We start from the raw sequence: 19,848 nt of genomic DNA, 5'->3' as shown, positions 1-19,848 counted from the left end.
GCGATCGGCGCACGGTCCCGAGAGGAGGACCACAATGTCTGCACTCACGACACCACATATCGATGTCCACCGTGGCGGCGACCGCATGAAGACGCGAGTCTCCTGGTTGGATTCGAAGCATTCGTTCTCCTTCGGGGAACATTATGATCCTGATAACACTCATCACGGTTTGTTGCTGGTCAACAACGAAGACATCGTTTCCCCCGGGCAGGGCTTCGATACTCATCCGCATCGGGATATGGAGATCGTCACCTGGGTGCTCGGTGGCAGCCTCGTGCACCAGGATTCACTGGGTCACAGCGGCGTCATCTACCCCGGGCTCGCTCAGCGGATGAGCGCGGGCACCGGCATCCTGCACTCGGAGAAAAACGATTCGTGGCGGCTGGACGCCGCTGCTCGCGCGCATGACGAGCCGGTGCACTTCGTGCAGATGTGGGTGGTGCCCGATGAATCAGGCATCGCTCCGGGCTATGAACAGCTGGAGATCGATGATGAGCTGGCTCGTGGTGAGCTGGTCACCGTAGCTTCTGGCTTGCCGCGTTACCGCGATCGGACCGCTATCGCCATCAACAGCAGCCATTCGGCACTGCACGTGGCGCGCATGGCGGTGGAGCCGGGCACGGAGCAGCTGATCGATCTGCCAGAGGCGCCGTACCTGCATGTGTTCGTCGCGCGTGGTGAGGTCGAGATGGAAGGTGTCGGCTCGCTCTACACGGGCGACGCGGTGCGCTTGACCAGAACCGGTGGTCAGCGGGTGATCGCGCGGCAGGCATCCGAAATTCTGGTGTGGGAGATGCACGCCCGGCTCGGCGCGCAATAGCTGTTTCGCGGCGACGCCGTTCCGGAAGCGGGATCATAGAGTGGCTGTCGCGTACCTGCGGACCACGGGTCCGATCGAGCAGCGCGAGGTACCACGGAGAGGAAGAGCATGTCGCAGTATCCGCCGCCGGGTGAGTATCCGCAGCCGGGTCAGTACCCGCAGCCGGGTCAGTACCCGCAGCCGGGTCAGTACCCGCCGGGGCAACCCGCCTACTGGCAGGAGTCACCCAAGACCAAAGGCCTGGCGATTACCGCTTTGGTATTCGGTATCCTCGGGTTTTTGGGCAGCTTGACGGTCATCGGTGGCTATTTCTTCGGTGTTCTCGCCATCATCATCGGTTTGGTAGCCCTGTTCAAGGCTCGTGCGGGCACCGCGGGCGGGACCGGTATGGCGGTCACCGGTCTGATCCTCGGTGTGCTCGGCCTCGTCGCCGCCACCCTGATCGCTATCGTCGGCTACAGCTTTTTCGTCGATTCCGGTGGTAAGGACTTCATGGACTGCCTGAGCAAGGCGGGCAGCGATCAGGCTGCGATCGAGCAGTGTGAGCGCGAGTGGAATCAGAGGATGCAGGACCAATACGACACCACGCTTACTCCAGCACCCGCACCTGCTCCCCGGTAGCCGCAGCGCATCCCTGGTCGTGGCGATCGCATCCACTGCCGCGCACCGATGCACGTCGGTCCGTGAAAATTCCTTGCGGACACATTCGCCGCCGATACGCTCGTTGGAGTGGATAACTTCAGCCGAACGGTGCTACGCCCTTGCTACGGCACACAGGAGTGGCCGGATCTCGTGCGGATCTGGCGCAGTGCGGTGGAAGCGACACACGATTTCCTGACCCAAGAGGACATCGATTACTACGAACGACGCATGGCGACCGAGTACCTTGCCGCCGTCGAACTGACAGTCGCTGTGGTGGAAGAAGACGTTCCCATCGGTTTCGCCGGAGTAGCTGAAGGAAAGCTGGAGATGCTCTTCGTCGATCGAGTGCACCGCGGTCATGGCGCGGGATCCGCTCTGCTCCGCAGAGCGCTGGCCGATATCCCCGACTTGTCGGTCGACGTCAACGAACAGAATCCACAGGCGCTCGGCTTCTACCGACACCACGGCTTCGCCGTACTCGATCGCTGTGAGACCGACGCCGATGGCCGTCCTTTCCCTATCCTCCATCTGGGCAGGCGGAGCTGAATCGGCCCGACTTCCGAGCCCCCGCTCCTGTGCGGCACCCGGTGGACCATGATCGGGGAACGTCGCGCCGCGCATCGGCATACTGGAGATTGTGACTTCCGAGCTGAGCCGTCCTTCCGGTATTGATCTGTCCCATCTCGACCAGAGCGTACGGGTGCAGGACGATCTGTTCGCGCACGTCAATGGCAAATGGCTGACGCAACACCAGATTCCTGCCGATCGCGCGGTTGACGGCGCCTTCAGGGCGCTCTACGACCAGGCCGAGCTGGACGTCCAGGAGATCATCCTGAACGCCGCATCCGCGGCGGATACCAAGCCGGGCAGCGATGCCCGCAAGATCGGTGACCTGTACTCCAGCTTCATGGACACCGCCGCGGTGGCCGCCGCCGGGCTCGCCCCGATCGCCGCCGAACTGGCCGAGATCGCCGAAGTAGCCGACAAGGGGGCGCTCGCGGCGCTGTTGGGCCGGTTGCAGCGCACCGGTGTCGGTGGCGCCGTCGCCCTCTACATCGATACCGACAGCAAGGACTCCACCCGCTACCTGGTGCATGCCACCCAGTCCGGTATCGGCCTACCCGATGAGTCGTATTACCGGCAGGACGAGTACGCCGAGATCCGTGCGAAGTACCGCACGCATATCAACCGCATGTTCGCTCTAGCCGCCGCGGACCCACAGGTCGCGGCGTTGTTGCCTGCCGAACTCGATACCGCGGGACAGCGGATCTTCGCGTTGGAGCAGAAGCTGGCGGCAGGGCACTGGGATGTGGTTCGTCGCCGCGATGCCGAGCTCAGGTACAACCTGACCACCTATGCCGCATTGGTCGCGGACAATCCCGAGTTCGACTGGAACGCGTGGACATGCGGGCTGGCCGAAGGTGTGCGGCGCTCAGGACCGGAGTTGTTCACGGAGCTTGTGGTCGGCCAGCCGGATTACCTGCGCACCTTCGCGCAGGTCTGGGCCGCCGAATCGCTGGCGGACTGGCAGCTGTGGGCGGTATGGCGGGTACTACGTGCCCGCGCACCCTATCTGACCGATGCCTTGGTCGAGGAGAACTTCGATTTCTACGGTCGCACGCTCACCGGCGCCGAGGAGAACCGGGAGCGCTGGAAGCGCGGCGTCGCGGTGGTACAAGACCTGCTCGGCGAGGCTGTCGGCAAACTGTATGTAGCTGAACACTTCCCGCCGGAGGCCAAGGCCAGGATGGTCGAGTTGGTGGCCAATCTCCAAGAGGCCTACCGGCGGAATATCGCCGAGTTGGAGTGGATGGGCGAGGCTACCAGGCAGGCCGCATTGGCCAAGCTGGAGAAGTTCACCCCTAAGATCGGCTACCCGGACACCTGGCGAGACTACTCGGCCGTGGTGATCGATCCGGCGGACTTGGTCGGTAACTATCGCAACGGTTATGCCGCCGAACACGATCGGGAACTGGATAAGCTCGGTGGCCCGGTCGATCGTACCGAGTGGTTCATGACACCGCAGACAGTAAATGCCTACTACAACCCGGGGATGAACGAGATCGTCTTCCCCGCTGCCATACTGCAACCGCCGTTCTTCGATATGGATGCCGACGACGCGGCCAACTATGGCGGCATCGGCGCGGTGATCGGCCATGAGATCGGCCACGGCTTCGATGATCAGGGAGCGAAGTATGACGGTGACGGCAATATGGTCGATTGGTGGACCGATGCCGACCGCGCTGAATTCGCTAAGCGGACGATGGCGTTGATCGACCAATACGCTGCGCTCTCCCCCAAGGATCTGCCGGATGAGCACACCGTGAACGGTGAGTTCACCATCGGTGAGAACATCGGTGATCTCGGTGGGCTGTCCATCGCGCTCGAGGCGTACCGAATCTCGCTGAATGGCGCCGAAGCACCGGTGATCGATGGGCTCACCGGGCTGCAGCGGGTGTTCTACGGGTGGGCACAGGTCTGGCGAACCAAGGCTCGGCCGGAAGAAGCCATCCGCAGGCTTGCCGTCGACCCGCATTCGCCGCCCGAGTTCCGCTGCAACGCCGTAGTACGCAATATCGACAGCTTCTATCGAGCGTTCGATATCGAACCTGGTGACGCGCTGTACCTCGAGCCCGCGCAGCGGGTCAAGATCTGGTGATTTCTTCGTGGTGTGGCGGCCGATCGCAGGTCGGCCACACCACGAAGAACACCGCGATCTGTTCTCGGTCTCGGCACGGCGCGAATCCGCTATGTCGGGTGTTCGCTCGTCATAAGCGGTTTCGCGCCGATCGGCGCACTGTCAGTTCCAGTCTCCGAGTCCGTCACTCGCGCTGAGTGTGCCGCCGGTGGTGTTCTGCACGATCACCGGATCACCCTTGCGCGCGTTCTCGAAGAACCACTTGGCATCCTCGGTACTGACATTCAGGCAGCCATGGCTGACATTGGACACGCCTTGTTGACCGACCGACCACGGTGCCGCGTGAACGAAGATGCCGCTGTAGGAGATTCGGGTCGCGTACTCGACCTCGAGCTTGTAGCCCTCCGGGTCGGTGATCGGCACGCCATAGGTGGAGGAGTCCATGGTCATGGTGCGCAGCTGCTCATCGACGATGTAGGTGCCGTTCGGGGTTTCGTGCTCGGGCTTGCCCATCGAGGTGGGCATCTCGTACACCACCTCGCCATTACGCGTGACGGTGATGGTGTGTGTGTTGTCGTCGGCAGTGGTGATGAAAGCGTCGCCGATTCGGAACGAGCTGGTTGTACCGCCTGCTTCTACCAGCACGTCGGTGTTGTCCGGCCAGAATTCGTCCGGTCGCCAGCGCACCTGCCGGTCACCGCGCCAGTAGAAGTGGCCGGGCGCGGGCTTCGATGACGTGATCCGGATGGCCTGCTCGGCGGTGGCGTGGTCGGTCACCGGCTCGGTGAAGGTGATGATGATCGGTTGTGCGACGCCGACCACCTCGCCATCGGCGATATTGATCGAGGGTGGGGCGAAGTTCGGCTGCGGTTCGGGCGGGGTGGTCGTGATGGCCGAACCGGTGCCGACTTCCGGAATCGGTTCGGCTTGCGCGGGCGCGACGAGCAGCATGCCGGTCGCCGCGATCGCGGCGGACAGCAAGACGCCTTCGCGTATCCGGCGGATGAGCCGAGCTCCGGCATAGCGAACGGGTAGTGACGCGGTGTGCATAGGTTTCTGGTCCATTCCCTCTCGCTCGCGCTCGGTAGCGAGATCCTTCATTCAGCGCGGAGCGGAAAGGATGCCCCGCGGGTACTGGCGGCCCGACCTATCGTCCATTCCTACCGTCCCGCGCACCCCGGAGCTACGTGCGATTCACAGTCATGCGTCAACGGCTTGGAATATGGCCCACATCACAAAAAATGATGCCGTATATCAATACGGGTAAATTTCCCCTTCGAGCAGGTAACTTTTCGGTCGCAAAAGATCGCCGGGGCCTCGGTGGGTGACTACCGAGGGAGGTGTCCACGTTATCGAAGTGATAAACAACACATATGTCTTCGAGTGAGATCGGACGATACGGACCGGTCATTACGGTATAGGGCAGCGCGAACGGGTGTGGTCGCGTACCGGCCCCTGATTGCCAGGAGCTCTGATTCGCCCCTGGCCCGGCTTACTGCTCGGACTGCTTGTGCTTGAGCACGGTGGCCTGTGCGGTCGCCGCCAGTCGCGCGAGTCTGGCGTCACCGAGCGCGGTGATCATGCTGCCGAGCCCATTGGTCACGAACGCGATCGACATACCTAGATCCGGATCGGCATACGCACCGGATCCGCCCACGCCATAGTGACCGAACGCGTTCTGTGGCTGCTGTTTGGCCATCAGGATCGGGCGGTGGTACCCGAGTGTGAAGCGAAGTGGCAGGCCGAGCACATAGTCGCGGCTCGGGGCCGGCTGCACTTGTCCGATCGTCGTGATCGTCTCCGGCTTCAACAATCGCACGTCGTGCTCTACGGCGGCCGTACCGGTCCGCCGGAAACCCGGCTCATGCCGATCGGTGTAGACCACACCGCCGTTGGCCAGCGCACCGTACATCCGCGCCAGTGCGCGTGCCGAGAAAACGCCGTTCCAGCCGGGCATCACCGAGTCGTGCACCCGGGGGTCGTGGACCAGCTCATCGAAGCTTTCCGGCATACCAGCCTCAGCGAGGCCGCGCATGGGCCGTACCCAGGACAGCACCGACGAGGCGGTATTCCATCGGATCCCCGGTGGGCTGATGGGCCGGAAAATCTTGGCGATCCGGCGTCGTTCGGATTCCGGCACCTGGTACCAGTACTCGTCCAAGCCGAGCGGTTCGGCGATCTCGGTGCGCACCACCTCGGTGAACGGTCTCCCGGTTGCCCGTTGCACGATCTCGGCGACCAGCCAGCCGAAGGTGATCGCGTGATATCCCGAGGTGCGGATGCGCCGCGGATCCGGTGGGCTTTCGGCCAGCGCCTCTATCACGGCGTCGTAATTCAGAATGCCCTCGCGGCCTGGGACGAGGCCACGTACCCTGTGCAGCCCGGCTCGGTGCGAGAGCACGTCGCGCACCGTGATCTCGTCTTTGCCGTGCGCGGCGAACTCCGGCCAGTACTCGGCCACCGGAACGTCATAGCTGATCAGACCCTTCTCGGCGATCCGATGCAGCACAGTCGAGGCCACGCCCTTGCCCGTGGAGAAGGTCAGCGTGACGGTATCGCTGTCCCAGCGGCGTTCTTTGTCCGCCCAGCCTGCCCAGATATCGACGACGGGCCTACCGTCCAGGTAGACCGCGAGGGCGCCGCCGCCTCGGGCCGGTTGGGCGAACATACCGAAGAACTGATCCGCCAGGCGGATGAATCGCGGGTCCACCAGTGGTGTCACCGGCTCTTTGCTCGCCGAATCGGCGGGCTCGAAGTCATCCGAGGCCATTGCCGAAACCATGAGTCACCTCCTGACCGCCGTATAGCGGGCTGGTCAACCAGGGTAACTCGTTCAGCTGATGTACCAGCGTGTGCCGGGTACAGCGGGACAGATCCGGCCACAGGCACAGCCGTATCGGATACCCCATCGCCGCGAGATCGATGCCCGGTGATCCGGGGCAATCCCGGTTGTGCGCTGACTCGACGTGCGCTCGGTCCATGGTGTATCCATGGCGTGGTATTGCAAGCGCGGATATGGGCAACTTCGGATTCTTACGGGGGCATGGGTTCGGAGCGCGACAGCTCGGGAGGACTGTAGGTGTCTCGTCAACTGACCAGGGGTGGTCTTGCTGTCGCTGGACTCGCCGGCGCGATCGGGCTCTCGTTACTCGGATGCAGCTCCACTATCGATGGCTTTGCCCAGCCTGCTATGGACAACCAGATGGTGGATGCCGTTTCGCTGACCGATACGCCGCGGCCTTCCTCGGGAAATCCTGCTCCGAACAGCAGCAAGACCGAGGGGAGTATCGACTTCCAAGCCGATATCGATGACTGCGTGAACCTCGGCAGGACCGTCGACGACGCGACCATCGAAAAGGCTTCATGCGGCAGTCGCGCTTCGAACTACCGGGTGATCGACAAGAAGGCGAAGAGCTCGCAATGCGTCGACGACGCCGACAGCTACTACGCCGAGTCCCTCAACGGTGTCGAACTGGGCGCATTGTGTCTGGATATCGACTGGGTGGTCGGCGGCTGCATGGATATCGGTGGTGACGACCCCAAGCATATCGATTGCACTGATCCCGCCCCCATCCATGGTGTGAAGGTGATCGAGATCCAAACGGGCACCGATGATGTCGAAGAGTGCAGCAGCAGTGGCGGGTATGTCTATGACGAGCGTCGCTTCGTGGTCTGCGTCGAGGAGTTCTGACCGGAACGTGTCGCGTGGCCCGGACGAAGTATGTTCCGTTCGGGCCACCCGACAGTTGATGGCAGAGCAGGCTGTGGCGTCTGATCAGATCGGTACGTAGCCCGCGCCGATACCGCCGCGTGCGTCGAGGTCGGTCACGATCGCGCTCATATTGGTGCCGACTTCAGGACCGAAGCACGCAATGGCCAGATAGGCGTTCACCATGCCGACCAATGTGGTGCCGGAAACAACCGGCGCGCCGGAGTCGCCCTCGACCACGCACATCTGACTCCAGGTCTCGACATTCGTCTGGAATACATCGCCCCAGGCGACACCACAGGTATTGCCGGTGGTCCTGCCTTCCTTACAGACGATCTGAGGGAAGGTCGCCGGCGCGCCGATTTCGGTGATGGTGACGTTACCGATACGGTTCACCGGGGTGATCTTCCCGGGTACGAACTGGATGACGGCGTAGTCCAGTTCATGATTGGAATAAGCGAACCGGCCGATCATGCCCGCGTCCGGATCGGATTCGGCATAGACCACCGAACCGGGATCTCCGCAGTGTCCTGCGGTCAGCCCGACCAGACGTCTCGCACTGTCGTAGCCGACGGTCGTGACCGTGCACTCGAATCGGTTGTCGATGATGATCCCGGATCCACCACCTACCACCGGCGGGCCCGGTTGGGCGTGTGCGGCCCCTGCGCCCGTACCGATCAGCGCCGCGCCAAGAGCGACGGCGAAGGCGGCATGTGCCACCTTGGCGAGTTTGCTGAACATGTCCCTCCAGTGGTCGGAAGCCCGCACGATATCAATCTGTCGCACCCATCGTGTCAGGAATCGGTTTCGGGCGCGTCACCCACCGCGGGTTGTCCCTACTGTGGCACGCTTTGTCCGTGTTTCATACATTTCAGCGATAACGTATCTTACTCAGAACAATAGCTAATAGCTATCAGGATAGCGAAATCTGATGCGGGTTCGGCGCGGTGCGGCACACAGCCGGCGTGTTCGCCTTGTGAATCAAATGTGATTTTCGATGAACATTCTCCTCGGTAATTATCCGGATCGGATCGAGCCGGAGACGCTCCGAACAGTCAGGTTGTCACGTATGCCAAAGGTGGAGCGATCGCTTTGGGTTCCACCCCAATGTGTCGGTGCCCGCCGCATCGGTTTTCGAGCCGACGGAGGGCATCTATGCCGGTGATCACAAATCTGTGGTGTGTTTTGCACTACCGCGTAGTAAAGTGCGTCAGGCAAACGAGTCGCCGGAGCAGTCAACCGGCGCCGAGGAGGGGTAGTCAGTGCAGTCGACCGAGAGTCCGTCCACAGGATCACGGTTCGGTGATGCGGTGGACTGGACGAGGTCATACTGGCGTGATCACCCGAAACGTTCGCTGGAGACATTCGGACGCCAGATCAGTATGGGCTTCGCGGCTGTCGCCGAGTTGTTCGTCTCGATTTTCCGCAGGCGCTTCCCCTTCGGGGAGTTCATTCGGCAGTGCGCATTCATGGCCAGTGTTTCCGCGGCCCCTACGCTGCTGGTCGCCATCCCTATCGGTGTGATCGTCTCCATTCAAGTGGGATCGGTCGCCGGTCAGGTCGGCGCCACCTCGTTCATCGGCGCTGCCAACGGCCTCGGCATCATCCAGCAGGGTGCGCCCTTGGTGACCTCGTTGATGATCGCGGGCGCCGTCGGCTCCGCGGTGTGCGCTGATCTGGGCTCGCGCACCATCCGTGAGGAGATAGACGCCATGAAGGTGATGGGGGTCGACCCCATGCGCAGGCTGGTCGCCCCCCGGCTCGGCGCCGCGATGCTGGTCAGTGTGTTGTTGTGCGGCTTCGTTATTTTCGTCGGTTTCTTGACCGGCTACATCTTCAATATCTTCGCGCAGAACGGTACGCCGGGCTCGTACGTGGGCACTTTCTCCTCGTTCGCTGTGACCACCGATTTGCTCGTCGCTCTGGTGAAATCGTTGATCTTCGGTCTGCTCGCGGCGATCATCGCCTGCGATACCGGATTGAACACCAGAGGCGGTCCCGGCGGTGTCGCGAACTCGGTGAATTCCGCGGTGGTGAGTTCCGCCATCATGCTGTTCGGGGTGAACGTCATCATCACCCAGGTGTACAACGCGCTACTCCCGTCACAGGTGGTCTGAGCTGGTGTCATCAACCTATATACCGCCGCTGCTACGGCCTCTGGAGACAATCCGGAAATACGGCCGGGCGCAGGTCGATCGGCTGGCCAGACTCGGTCACCAGGTGTTCTTCCTGTTGCGCTCACTCGGCTCGATTCCCTTGGCGCTCAAGCACTATCCCAAGGAGGTCTGGCGGTTACTTTCGGATGTGACCTGGGGAAACGGCAATCTCGTCGTCGGTGGCGGTACTATCGGCGTCGTTGTCATCCTGAGTTCCTTCGGCGGTATGACCGTTGCTATTCAGGGCTACAACTCACTGAACCTGCTCGGCCTGAGCCCGATCACCGGTGCTATCTCGGCGTTCGCGACAACACGTGAACTCGGCCCGTTGCTGGCGACGCTGGCCTTCGCGGCACAGGCGGGCTGTCGGTTCACCGCACAGCTGGGCGCCATGCGGATTTCCGAGGAAATCGATGCGCTGGAGTCCATCGCCATCCGGCCGTTGCCCTATCTGATCAGCACCAGGATGTTCGCGGCGATGGTAGTCATCGTCCCGCTGTACTGCCTGGGGCTGGCCATGGCCTATATCTCCTGCGCAGTGACCGTGCAGTTGATCGGCGATACCGCGAGTGGCACCTACCAGCACTATTTCTATCAGTTCCTGGTCCCGATGGACGTGGTCTATTCGCTGATCAAGGCGATCCTGTTCGTCGCGATCACCACGTTCATCCAGTGCTATTACGGATTTTTCGCCTCCGGTGGCCCCGAGGGTGTCGGTGTGGCCGCGGGGCGGGCAATCAAGATGTGCATCATCGCGGTTGTCTTCGCGAACCTGTTCATGACATTGGCGATCTGGGGCGTCGACCCCGGCATCCGGATCTCGGGGTGAGCATCAGATGATCATCGATCCCAGCGGGCGCGGGCCGACCATGCGGCAGCTGCTCATCGCGGGCGTATGTGGTCTGCTCGTCTTCGCATTGGTACTGAGCTTCTTGATGCTGCGTTATCAGGGGTATTTCCAAGAGAAGGTCACTGTCACGGCGAACCTGACCACTACCGGCGATGGCTTGCCCGAGCAGGCCGACGTCAAGTTCCGTGGCCTACTCGTCGGTGCGGTGAAGAATGTCGATGTCGCGGCCAAAGGTGAGTTGCAGCAGGTTCGGATCGAGATGAAGCCGGAGTTCGCCGGTGACATCCCGGCCACGGTGACCGCGCGGGTGGTGCCGAGCAATCTGTTCGCGGTCACTTCTGTGGAACTGGTCTTCAACGGTCCCGCGGATCAGTACTTGCACGAGGGCTCCATCATCGAGGAGGACCGCAGCAAGGGCACTATCGCCTTGCAGGACACACTCACCACGGTGCGTGCCATCCTCGATCGGATCGACCCGGTGCAGTTCGGCCGAGTGCTCGGCACTTTGTCCCAGGCGTTGGACGGCAGTGGCCGGATGCCAGGCTCAACCATCGAGCGGTTGGACCGCTGGCTGCAAGCGGTCGACGACTCGATCCCCGATCTCGGCGTGCTGCTGAGCGACTTCTCCGCATCGTTCCACGCACTCAACCAGTCCGCGCCCGAACTGGTCGATGTACTCGGCAGTTCGGTGCAGACCGCGCGCACCATCGCCGATCGCCGTAGCGAGCTGATCGCGCTGATCACCGGTTTCAGCGGGACTGTGGATACGCTGAACGATCTGTTCGCGCGTAATCCGAACGCGGGTATCGAGGTGACCGCGGGAACCAACGATATGTTCGGTGCTCTCACAGCAGACCCTGGTGCGATCACCCGGAGCCTGCTGAACCTGAGTGAGACCATGCGCCGGATGGACACCACCTTCACCTGGGGTCCGCAGCAGCAGCAGGTCTGGAACGCGGGTATCACGCTGACCCCGTATCGGCCGTATACCGTGGCCGATTGTCCGCGTTACGGCGAGCTGGCCGGTCCGAGCTGCGCTACCGCCCCTGCTGTCGCCGATATCGGCGAGCTGCCGGAAAAGCTGAAGCCACGCGCACTTGACTCGGCTGCCGGGCTGCCTCCGCTGATGCCGATGCCGGGACTGCCATTGATTCCCGGTCTCACCACTCCTGGACTGGGTCCGGCGGACACGGCCGCGCCTGCCGGAGGAGCGTCTGCCGGAGGGGTGCCTGCCCCGTTCGCGGGCACTCCGCTAGAGGGCTTGTTCCCGATGTTGCCACCGGGTCTGGTGCTGCCGGGCATGCCGACACCCCCGGTTCCGGCCGCTACGCCTGCCGCGGCACAGGCTTCAGGTGCGCCGATCTCCTATCAGGGTGATTCGGCGATTATCGCACTGCTCGGCCGCAAGCCGACCACTGTGGAGTATCTGCTGTTGAGCGCGATTCTGGAGGGCGGGACCATGCAGGTATCCGATAGTGGTGCCGGTCGATGAGCATCCGTAAACCGTTGATCGGGTTCAGCCTCTTCGTCGTGGTGTCGATCCTGGTCACGATGGTTGTGTGGAATACATTGGCGCGCAGGGTCAATGGTGATACCTACACCTACACCGCGACGTTCTCCGATGTGCTCGGTCTGCACGAGGGTGACGACGTGCGTATGGCGGGTGTGCGAGTGGGCAAGGTCGAGAAGATCGAGCTGAATCGTGATGTGGACCTGCGCAAAGTGGTCGCCGAAGTCACGTTCGTCGTACAGCGCGATCAGACCGTCTACGACGACACCAAAGCCTTGGTCCGCTACCAGAATCTGATCGGTCAGCGGTACGTGGCACTGGCCGCGGGTGAAGCGCCGAATCCGACACCGCTGCGGGACAACGAGTCGATTCCGCTGGAGCGAACCGAACCGTCGTTCGATATATCGGCGCTGCTCAACGGATTTCAACCATTATTCCAGGTGTTGCAGCCGGAGCAGGTGAACCGTTTGTCGGAGACCTTCATCCAGGCGTTGCAGGGTGATGGGGTCTCCTTGAGCGCTTTCATTGTTCAGGCTGCGCAGCTGGCTTCCGACTTCCAGCGCAGGGACGCGATTCTCTCCGATGTGATCACCAATCTGTCGGGTGTGATGTCGGGGTTGGCCAAGCGAGGTGATGAATTGGAGACCCTGGTAACGCAGACCCGGGCTTTGATCGGTGGGCTGTACGAACAGGGGCAGTCATTGCTCGCCTCGACAGAGCAGATAGCGAGTGCAACCACCTCGCTGGTCGATATGATGGGGCGGATCCAGCCAGAACTGCGGACCGCGCAGAACTCGACCAGCGCGGCGCTCGCTCTGTTGTTGGAGAACGGCGCCAAACTGGATCAAGCGGCCATCGACCTGCCGAACGTCCTCGCGGCGGCGGGTAGGCACAGTTCCGAGGGTGCTTACGCCAACGCCTATATGTGCGGTTTGGATGTTTCGCTCTACGGGGTGCTCTTCCCCCGCGGGGTGTTCTCGCAGATCGGCGGTACTTCACATTCGGCGGTGTGCCGCCCATGATGACGAAGCTCAAGTCCAGGTTCGACAGCAACAGGCACTTCTGGCTCGGTCTGCTCGGCGGCATGCTCATCGTGCTCCTATTGGTTGTGTCCAGTGCCTATAAGTTCATCGGGGTCGGCGAACAGTCGATCGAGGTGGAGTTCGCTCAGGCCGCGGGTATCAAGGTGGGTGACAAGGTCAATATCGCCGGCGTGCAATCCGGCCAGGTGATTGCCGCTGAACTGGAGCGAGACCACGTGCTGCTCACGCTCAACGTGGATAACGATGTGCAACTCGGCCCGGATGCGCGCGCCGCGATCAAGATGGCCACGCTGCTCGGCGCTAGATACGTCGACCTGGAGCCAGGCGATGGCGCAGGGCTGCCTGGTAAGCGAATCCCGCTGTCCAATACCTCGGTGCCTTATGACCTGGCCGATGTGGTGCAGACCGGAACCCCGAAGTTCGAGGCACTCGACACCGAGCAGCTCGCGACATCGCTGAACCTGCTCAATGAGCAGTTGAACGGCGCACCCGAGCTGACCGCGCAGGCGCTCGATAGTGTCGGCGCCTTGGCGAGGGTGATCGATACCCGCAAGGACGAGGTGAATGCCCTGCTCCAGGATATGGACCGGGTCACAAGAATTCTCGCGGACAACCGTAACAGCGTATTGCTCATCATCACTCAGGGTGAGGCCATCGCCAGCCGGGTGATGGAGCGCCAAGCGCTGTTGCGGCAGCTGCTCGACAATATCGCGACGCTGTCGCAGCAGTTGCAGCAGATCGGTGCGGAGAACAACGATCAGTTCGGTCCGATGCTTCAGCAGCTGAACACCATGTCCGAGGGGTTGCAGAAGAACAAGGACAATCTGGACCGGTTGCTGTCGATTATGCCGCCGTCCCTGCGCTACTTGGCGAACTCGTGGGGTGGTAGCGGTCCGTACGGTGATGTCGGCCTGCCATGGGTGTTTCCGGACAACTGGTTGTGCTTCGCCCAAGTTATCGAGGGGTGCCAGGGATGACATTTCGCATGACTTTTTCGGCGCGTACCGTCGCTAAAACGCTCATGATCGGTGCCGTGGCGCTGGTAACCGGTAGTTGCTCGCTGTTGCCGAGCTCGGTGGACAACGCATTGGGCAATACCATGCGGATCACCGCGGACTTCGAGAACATCGCCGGGGTCTACGAGGGCAATCCGGTTACGGTGCTCGGGCTCGCTGTCGGCACGGTCGACAAAGTTGTGCCCAGAGGCACATTGGTCGAGGTGCACATGTCCATCGATAACGATGTCAAGATCCCGAAAGAGGCGATGGCCGCGATCGTTTCGCCGTCTATCGTGACAGACCGGCATATCGAGCTCACTCCGGTCTACACCAGCGGTGACACCATGTCCGAAGGCGCGCATATCCCCAAGGCGAACACCAGAACCCCCGTCGAGCTGGACAGGATGATCGAAACGATCGATCAGTTCGCCGCCGCGCTGAAACCGGAGCCGGATACCGAAGGTATCGGTCCGCTTTCGGGCCGGGTGCTCTATCCCATGCTCGACGGCAATGGTGCGCAGATCCGTGATACCCTCGCCGCGCTGTCCAGCGCGCTGAAGGTAGGCATCGACAACAAGGATGCGATCTCCAGCATCATCATCAAACTGAACGAGCTCACCACCATGCTGGCCGAGAACGACCAGTCGGTGCGGGACTTCAGCAATCAGATGACTCAGCTATCCGATGTGCTCGCCGAGCAATCCCCTGGTCTGCAGGCCACGCTCGACCAGCTCAGTGTGTTCTTGACGAATACGAGCACCACGTTGTCGCAGTACCAGGATCAGCTGTCGGGCACCATGACCGGTCTGACCGCCGTCACCCAGCAATTGCGGGACAACGCTTACGGCATCACCGAAGTCGTCGACCTGGCGCCGATGGTCATGCAGAACATCAATGGCATCGTCAATCGCGAAGGCGGGTATGTCCGGCTACACGCGATGATCGGTACCGCGCTGTCCGGAGAAATCGTCAGTCTGTTCTGTGAACGCGTTCAGATGCGGGCCGACGGCTGCCGTACCGGGAATATGCAGGACTTCGGGCCGGATTACGGGCTGACCGCCGCGCTGCTCGGACTGACGAAATGAGCTACCTGGTGATGAGCAGGGTGCGTAGGGCGCTGGTCGCCGTGGCAGCGGTAGCCAGTGTGGGATGCGCCGCGGGTTGTGGGGTGGCAGTGGAGACGCTGCCATTGCCCAAGCCGGGTGTGAGCGGCGATACCTACACGTTGCACGCGGTATTCGAGAACGCGTTGAATCTGCCCGATCAGGCGAAGGTGAAGATCGGCGGCTCGGATGTCGGTGTGGTCAGCAGTATCACGACAAAGAACTTCCAGGCCGTTGTGGATCTGACCATCCGCAAAGACATCGAGTTACCCAAGGGCAGTACCGCGGAGCTACGCCAGGCCACTCCGCTCGGTGATGTATTCGTCGCGGTATCGAAGCCGAAGACCGAGCCGGGCGCGGCGATGTTGCACGACGGTGACACACTCACGCTCGACAGCACCTCCGCCGGTGCGACGGTCGAGCAGTTGCTGATCTCGGTCTCCATGCTGTTCAACGGTGGCGGTATCGCCAGTCTGTCGAAGCTGGCCGGCGAGCTGGACTCCATTGTCGGTGGCCGTGGTGATCAGCTTGCCCACCTGATCACCGAGATGACCGGCGTGATCGGCAGTTTGAACGCCAACAGCGCCAGGGTGGACCGTGTGCTCAGTGAGTTCGACACTCTGGCAGGCACAATCGAGTCGCGGCGGGCTGAACTCGGCGAAGTGGCCGATACGCTACCGCAGATGATCGGTGCCATCGCGGAGAACAACCGAGCTCTCGGCGATCTGCTGACCAAGCTTTCTACCAGCAGCGCCGCTTTGGGCGATTACGCCGATACTTCCACCGACCAGCTGGCCGGCCTGCTGGACAACACCCAGAAGCTGATGGACGCATTGGCCGCGACCGGCGACGATTTCGGCGTACTGTTCGACCGGCTACGGGTGCTGCGGCCGAAGGTCGACGCGACCTTCCGCGGCAACAGCTTCGCGGTGTTCCTGAATGTGACCAATCTCGATCTCAGCGTGCTCAGCGATCCGGAGCACGGCAAGGTCCCGGATCTGGGCGATGTGCAGGATTTCGCAGGCAGCCTGCTGCAAGTGCTGCAAGTGGTGCAGGAACGGGTGGAGGGAGCACCGCGATGACCTTCCTGTCCACAGTGCTGCGGCGCAAACTGCTGCTGTCGAATCTGGGTTTGATACTCGTGCTGCTGGTGGGAGCCACCTACCTGATTGTGAATGTCATGCGAGTCAACCCGTTGCGTTCCGACTACACCGTCACGGTGCATTTGGACCGGTCCGGTGGTCTGCAGCCCGGCAGCGATGTGACACTGCGTGGATGGCGAATCGGCAAGGTCACCGCGATCGAGTTGATCGACCGAGGGCAGACCATCGCGGCCACCGCGCAGATCGATGCGAAGTACGAGATCCCGGTGGACACCCAGATCGCGGTGCAGGCGTTGTCCGGTGTGGGTGAGCAATACCTCGATTTCCGGCCGAATGTCGAGCAGCAGCCCTATCTGGCCGACGGTGCGGTGATCAGGTTCGATCCGGAGAAGATCCATACGCCGACCCCGGTATGGTCGGTCCTGGACAACTCGAGTGCGTTGATCGCCCAGATCAATCCGGACCACTTCAAGGTCATTCTGAACGAGCTGGACATCGCGCTCAGCGCGGGACCTGATCAGCTACGCGGCCTGATCAACGGGATAAGCACCGCCATGGCCGGTCTGGACTCGCTGCTGCCGCAGACCACGAGCCTGATCACTAATCTGCGGACTATCGCAGCCACCACATCCAATGCGCAGCCGGATTTGGCCGTGCTGACCCGCAATTCCAGAACGCTGTTCGAACAGTTCAACAACGCCGATGCGGAGCTGCGACGACTGCTGGAACAGACGCCGGGCCAGCTCACCGAACTCGGTGCGGTGCTGGAGCAGACGGCGGATCCGATCACCAGCCTGGTGACCAACTTCCAGGCGATCACCAGGGCGGCGCAGCTACGGCTACCCGCGTTGCGGGCATTGTTCCCTTCACTGGCACTCGGTGCCGAGGCACTGGGCATTCCAGCCCACGATGGTGAGTTCCATACGATCTTGGATATCTGGCCACGGCCTTTCTGTGCCTACGACACACCGCACGTTCGTCCCGAACTGGTGCAGGACGGTTCGATTCCGAAGTGGAACTACTGTGTGGATCCACCGCCGGGTCAGCTGATCCGCGGGGCAGCGAACGCGCCGCGGCCCGACGTACCGAACAACGGCGCGCATATGCCACCGGGTGTGGACCCCAACGAGCGGACTCTTCCCCCGGTACGGTGAATTCGTACCCGGACTGGAGGCTATCGCTCTGGCCGGGCATACTCGCCGGCAGAACGTGTACGGTTCGCTGTCGCGGGCCGCTCAGCCGATCGGTGCGTGTCTATACGCGCCGGGAAAGTGCAGGTTTGTACCGATGTCTATCGACGACGCCCAGCCTGAGGGCGCTGCCAACGACAAGGACACCGAAGCGATGAGCGGGACTCCGAAGGATGAAGCGGGTTCGGCGAAGGATGCGGCTGGCTCGGCGAAGGGCGATTCCCGGCACAGCAGCGCTATGCCGTATACCGAGCCGAGACGATCCGGTTCTTTCGCACTGGCTGCCGTATTCGTTGCCGCGCTGATCGCCATGGCATCGATTACCGCGGGCATGTTCCTTTTCTTGCAGAACAGCGACCGCGGTGACAAGCTCGACGCTATCCGGGACGCAACCGATGCCGCGTGTAAATTTGGTACTGATGTCTCAGTCTATGATTACTCCAGGAATCTCGACGACTATTTCACCAAGGTGAAATCCGGCTCCACCGGTACATTCCTTCAGGAGTTCAGCGACGCGGAAAAGGGACTTCAGGACGCCATGGTGGAGGCAAAGGTCAAGTCCTGGGTCGATGACGTGCAATGCGGTTATCAGTCAGGTGACGAGACGTCGGCCGAGGTGCTGGTGACTCTCACGCAATACCGGACCAATTTCACCGAACCCACTCCACGGCGGCAGTTTGTCGTGGTGATTGCCCAGCTGCAGAAATCGGGCGACAAGTGGCTGATCGAACAGCTCGACTCACCGATGCTGAAGGGCATGGGTGCTGGTCTGTCGGGTGCGCCTGCCCCGGGTAGCGTTCCCCAGCAGGAGCCATCAGATGAGCAGGAGCCATCAGGCGAGCAAGCACCATCGGGTGAGCAGCGACCGGCGGGTGAGCCGACGCCGTAGCCGAGTGAACGGCAGAGTGTCCTGGTGGTGCGGAGCGCACCCGCCACCGGGGCACCCGGGCAGTACTCGATCCGAGCGAACGGATCAGAACAGCGTCAATGCCTGTGGCGCCGGCTCGGCTGCGGTCTTTCGAGTGGTTCTGCGTTTCGGTGCTGCTGGGGCCTTCGGTACCTCGGGTCTGGTTGCCATAGGCGTTTCCGCGGTATTCGTCTCGGTCATCGTCGAGGCGACGGCGGCCTGCCGAGCCGCTTCTCCGGCCAGTGCGTCGGCCTGCTCATTGAAGTAGTTGCCCACGTGTCCACGAACCCAGCGGAATCGGACCGGCCCCGGTCTGCTCGCGACCGTCTGATCGATCTGTCGGATGAGCTCGACGTTCTTCACCGGCCCTCCGTTGGAGGTACGCCACCCGTTGTTCCGCCAGCCCGATACCCACTCGGAGGCACATTTGATCGCGTACAGTGAGTCGCTTTCGATGAGCAGGGGTTCGGGTCCTGGGTGGGCGATGATCGCCTCCAGCACCGCGCGCAATTCCGCGATCTGGTTGGTTCCGGCCGCGGCGGCTCCGCTTGCCGAGGAGCCCTGATGGTTGACCCAAGCCCAGCCGATGGCGCCGCCGGGATTGCGGAGGCAGGATCCGTCGGTGCTCACGATGATCATGGGCGGCACCTTACGCAATCCGGCCGACAAGATCGGTACCGTAGAATTCCTCTATCTCCCTCCGTAACTGGGACTCCGTTCGCCGAAGTGCCCCTTTGACCCCGGCATCAACCAGACCGGCACTCAGGCGGCCGATCATTCCGCGCGGTGGACTGTACTCCACCTCGGAGGTCAGTACCGACCGCCGGTAGCCGAGCGGATCGAAGCGCAACGTCAACGTTCCGGACACGCGTCCACGGAGCGTATACCCGATCGCGGCATTGCGTCGGTATTCGGTGATTTCGCAGGTCGAGTTCGGCCGCAGGAAGATGATACGGGAGCTGGTGCAGAAAACGGCGCCGAGCCCATGATCCAATTCGCCGGCAGGTATGAAGTCCGCGATGCCGAACATCCAATTGGGTACGAACAGCGGGTTGTCCGCGTAGTTGAAGGCAACCTCGATCGGCGCTCCGACGTCACTCGCGTACCTGATGTGGCCCATAGGCCCTCCCTGTCCCACGACTGGCGTTAAAAATACTATAGCTGTGCTGCTTATTCGAG

General features: G+C 62.0%; 20 protein-coding genes. 14 read left to right on the top strand and 6 right to left on the bottom strand.

Features of this window, described 5'->3' with window-relative positions:
• The first annotated feature begins 34 nt into the window (after positions 1 to 34).
• The 4 genes from ACL02S_RS22085 to ACL02S_RS22070 all read left to right on the top strand — a co-directional run bounded on the left by ACL02S_RS22085 (position 35) and on the right by ACL02S_RS22070 (position 4,121).
• On the top strand, positions 35 to 820 hold the full coding sequence (locus tag ACL02S_RS22085) for a pirin family protein (protein ID WP_412804386.1): 786 nt from the start codon (positions 35 to 37) through the stop codon (positions 818 to 820).
• Between the two features lie 108 nt (positions 821 to 928).
• Positions 929 to 1,441 carry a DUF4190 domain-containing protein gene (locus tag ACL02S_RS22080; protein WP_412804385.1) on the top strand — a complete coding sequence of 171 codons (513 nt, stop codon included), beginning with the start codon at positions 929 to 931 and terminating at the stop codon, positions 1,439 to 1,441.
• A 108-nt stretch (positions 1,442 to 1,549) separates the two neighbouring features.
• Positions 1,550 to 2,008, top strand: a complete 459-nt coding sequence (locus tag ACL02S_RS22075) for an acetyltransferase (RefSeq protein WP_412804384.1) — start codon at positions 1,550 to 1,552, stop codon at positions 2,006 to 2,008.
• An 82-nt stretch (positions 2,009 to 2,090) separates the two neighbouring features.
• On the top strand, positions 2,091 to 4,121 hold the full coding sequence (locus ACL02S_RS22070; protein WP_412804405.1) for a M13 family metallopeptidase: 2,031 nt from the start codon (positions 2,091 to 2,093) through the stop codon (positions 4,119 to 4,121).
• Between the two features lie 141 nt (positions 4,122 to 4,262).
• On the opposite strand, the gene ACL02S_RS22065 is transcribed toward ACL02S_RS22070, so the two are convergent.
• From ACL02S_RS22065 to ACL02S_RS22055, 3 genes are all read right to left on the bottom strand, one after another.
• On the bottom strand, positions 4,263 to 5,165 hold the full coding sequence (locus ACL02S_RS22065) for a L,D-transpeptidase (RefSeq protein WP_412804383.1): 903 nt from the start codon (positions 5,163 to 5,165) through the stop codon (positions 4,263 to 4,265).
• A gap of 427 nt (positions 5,166 to 5,592) precedes the next feature.
• The gene (locus ACL02S_RS22060; protein WP_412804404.1) at positions 5,593 to 6,870 is read right to left on the bottom strand and encodes a serine hydrolase domain-containing protein; all 1,278 of its coding nucleotides are present in this window, start codon (positions 6,868 to 6,870) and stop codon (positions 5,593 to 5,595) included.
• On the bottom strand, positions 6,857 to 7,081 hold the full coding sequence (locus ACL02S_RS22055; protein WP_412804382.1) for a hypothetical protein: 225 nt from the start codon (positions 7,079 to 7,081) through the stop codon (positions 6,857 to 6,859). Before ACL02S_RS22055 ends, ACL02S_RS22060 begins: the two co-directional genes overlap by 14 nt.
• A gap of 98 nt (positions 7,082 to 7,179) precedes the next feature.
• Between ACL02S_RS22055 and lppU the strand changes: the two genes are divergently transcribed.
• Positions 7,180 to 7,791 carry an LppU family putative lipoprotein gene (gene lppU, locus ACL02S_RS22050; protein WP_412804381.1) on the top strand — a complete coding sequence of 204 codons (612 nt, stop codon included), beginning with the start codon at positions 7,180 to 7,182 and terminating at the stop codon, positions 7,789 to 7,791.
• Positions 7,792 to 7,875: 84 nt separating this feature from the next.
• Here the strand turns inward: lppU and ACL02S_RS22045 are convergent, their stop codons facing one another.
• The gene (locus ACL02S_RS22045) at positions 7,876 to 8,550 is read right to left on the bottom strand and encodes a chymotrypsin family serine protease (protein ID WP_412804380.1); all 675 of its coding nucleotides are present in this window, start codon (positions 8,548 to 8,550) and stop codon (positions 7,876 to 7,878) included.
• 521 nt (positions 8,551 to 9,071) lie between these two features.
• On the opposite strand from ACL02S_RS22045, the gene ACL02S_RS22040 reads away from it, so the two are divergent.
• The 9 genes from ACL02S_RS22040 to ACL02S_RS22000 all read left to right on the top strand — a co-directional run bounded on the left by ACL02S_RS22040 (position 9,072) and on the right by ACL02S_RS22000 (position 18,651).
• On the top strand, positions 9,072 to 9,926 hold the full coding sequence (locus tag ACL02S_RS22040) for an MlaE family ABC transporter permease (RefSeq protein WP_412804379.1): 855 nt from the start codon (positions 9,072 to 9,074) through the stop codon (positions 9,924 to 9,926).
• A 4-nt stretch (positions 9,927 to 9,930) separates the two neighbouring features.
• Entirely contained in the window at positions 9,931 to 10,794 is an 864-nt protein-coding gene (locus ACL02S_RS22035; RefSeq protein ID WP_412804378.1) for an ABC transporter permease, read from the top strand.
• A 7-nt stretch (positions 10,795 to 10,801) separates the two neighbouring features.
• A complete protein-coding gene (locus ACL02S_RS22030; protein WP_412804377.1) occupies positions 10,802 to 12,307 on the top strand; it encodes an MlaD family protein in 1,506 nt (501 codons plus the stop codon).
• A complete protein-coding gene (locus ACL02S_RS22025; RefSeq protein ID WP_412804376.1) occupies positions 12,304 to 13,347 on the top strand; it encodes an MCE family protein in 1,044 nt (347 codons plus the stop codon). The genes ACL02S_RS22030 and ACL02S_RS22025 overlap by 4 nt, the downstream gene beginning before the upstream one ends.
• Positions 13,347 to 14,345, top strand: a complete 999-nt coding sequence (locus tag ACL02S_RS22020; protein ID WP_412804403.1) for an MCE family protein — start codon at positions 13,347 to 13,349, stop codon at positions 14,343 to 14,345. The genes ACL02S_RS22025 and ACL02S_RS22020 overlap by 1 nt, the downstream gene beginning before the upstream one ends.
• Before the next feature lie 8 nt (positions 14,346 to 14,353).
• Positions 14,354 to 15,451, top strand: a complete 1,098-nt coding sequence (locus tag ACL02S_RS22015; RefSeq protein WP_412804375.1) for an MCE family protein — start codon at positions 14,354 to 14,356, stop codon at positions 15,449 to 15,451.
• Positions 15,448 to 16,551 carry an MCE family protein gene (locus tag ACL02S_RS22010; RefSeq protein WP_412804374.1) on the top strand — a complete coding sequence of 368 codons (1,104 nt, stop codon included), beginning with the start codon at positions 15,448 to 15,450 and terminating at the stop codon, positions 16,549 to 16,551. Before ACL02S_RS22015 ends, ACL02S_RS22010 begins: the two co-directional genes overlap by 4 nt.
• A complete protein-coding gene (locus tag ACL02S_RS22005) occupies positions 16,548 to 17,726 on the top strand; it encodes an MlaD family protein (protein WP_412804373.1) in 1,179 nt (392 codons plus the stop codon). Before ACL02S_RS22010 ends, ACL02S_RS22005 begins: the two co-directional genes overlap by 4 nt.
• 133 nt (positions 17,727 to 17,859) lie before the next feature.
• Positions 17,860 to 18,651 carry a hypothetical protein gene (locus tag ACL02S_RS22000; protein ID WP_412804372.1) on the top strand — a complete coding sequence of 264 codons (792 nt, stop codon included), beginning with the start codon at positions 17,860 to 17,862 and terminating at the stop codon, positions 18,649 to 18,651.
• A gap of 84 nt (positions 18,652 to 18,735) precedes the next feature.
• Here ACL02S_RS22000 and ACL02S_RS21995 read toward each other — a convergent pair whose 3' ends face one another.
• Positions 18,736 to 19,308 carry a ribonuclease H family protein gene (locus ACL02S_RS21995; protein WP_412804371.1) on the bottom strand — a complete coding sequence of 191 codons (573 nt, stop codon included), beginning with the start codon at positions 19,306 to 19,308 and terminating at the stop codon, positions 18,736 to 18,738.
• Between the two features lie 10 nt (positions 19,309 to 19,318).
• Entirely contained in the window at positions 19,319 to 19,789 is a 471-nt protein-coding gene (locus tag ACL02S_RS21990; protein ID WP_412804370.1) for an SRPBCC family protein, read from the bottom strand.
• Positions 19,790 to 19,848 lie beyond the last annotated feature (59 nt).

Origin of the sequence: Nocardia spongicola, from assembly GCF_047200775.1 — a bacterium.
In the GTDB taxonomy this organism is placed as follows: Bacteria; Actinomycetota; Actinomycetes; order Mycobacteriales; family Mycobacteriaceae; genus Nocardia.
The sequence above is the reverse complement of the archived record's forward strand: the minus strand, read 5'-3'. Positions and strand labels throughout refer to the sequence as shown.

What these genes read in the sequence shown, in the direction of transcription:
- ACL02S_RS22085 (WP_412804386.1), top strand. Translation starts at nt 35, where the DNA reads ATGTCTGCACTCACGACACCACATATCGATGTCCACCGTGGCGGCGAC.
- ACL02S_RS22080 (WP_412804385.1), top strand. Translation starts at nt 929, where the DNA reads ATGTCGCAGTATCCGCCGCCGGGTGAGTATCCGCAGCCGGGTCAGTAC.
- ACL02S_RS22065 (WP_412804383.1), bottom strand. Translation starts at nt 5,165, where the DNA reads ATGGACCAGAAACCTATGCACACCGCGTCACTACCCGTTCGCTATGCC.
- ACL02S_RS22060 (WP_412804404.1), bottom strand. Translation starts at nt 6,870, where the DNA reads ATGGCCTCGGATGACTTCGAGCCCGCCGATTCGGCGAGCAAAGAGCCG.
- ACL02S_RS22055 (WP_412804382.1), bottom strand. Translation starts at nt 7,081, where the DNA reads ATGGACCGAGCGCACGTCGAGTCAGCGCACAACCGGGATTGCCCCGGA.
- ACL02S_RS22045 (WP_412804380.1), bottom strand. Translation starts at nt 8,550, where the DNA reads ATGTTCAGCAAACTCGCCAAGGTGGCACATGCCGCCTTCGCCGTCGCT.
- ACL02S_RS22030 (WP_412804377.1), top strand. Translation starts at nt 10,802, where the DNA reads ATGATCATCGATCCCAGCGGGCGCGGGCCGACCATGCGGCAGCTGCTC.
- ACL02S_RS22025 (WP_412804376.1), top strand. Translation starts at nt 12,304, where the DNA reads ATGAGCATCCGTAAACCGTTGATCGGGTTCAGCCTCTTCGTCGTGGTG.
- ACL02S_RS22020 (WP_412804403.1), top strand. Translation starts at nt 13,347, where the DNA reads ATGACGAAGCTCAAGTCCAGGTTCGACAGCAACAGGCACTTCTGGCTC.
- ACL02S_RS22015 (WP_412804375.1), top strand. Translation starts at nt 14,354, where the DNA reads ATGACTTTTTCGGCGCGTACCGTCGCTAAAACGCTCATGATCGGTGCC.
- ACL02S_RS22010 (WP_412804374.1), top strand. Translation starts at nt 15,448, where the DNA reads ATGAGCTACCTGGTGATGAGCAGGGTGCGTAGGGCGCTGGTCGCCGTG.
- ACL02S_RS22005 (WP_412804373.1), top strand. Translation starts at nt 16,548, where the DNA reads ATGACCTTCCTGTCCACAGTGCTGCGGCGCAAACTGCTGCTGTCGAAT.
- ACL02S_RS22000 (WP_412804372.1), top strand. Translation starts at nt 17,860, where the DNA reads ATGTCTATCGACGACGCCCAGCCTGAGGGCGCTGCCAACGACAAGGAC.
- ACL02S_RS21995 (WP_412804371.1), bottom strand. Translation starts at nt 19,308, where the DNA reads ATGATCATCGTGAGCACCGACGGATCCTGCCTCCGCAATCCCGGCGGC.
- ACL02S_RS21990 (WP_412804370.1), bottom strand. Translation starts at nt 19,789, where the DNA reads ATGGGCCACATCAGGTACGCGAGTGACGTCGGAGCGCCGATCGAGGTT.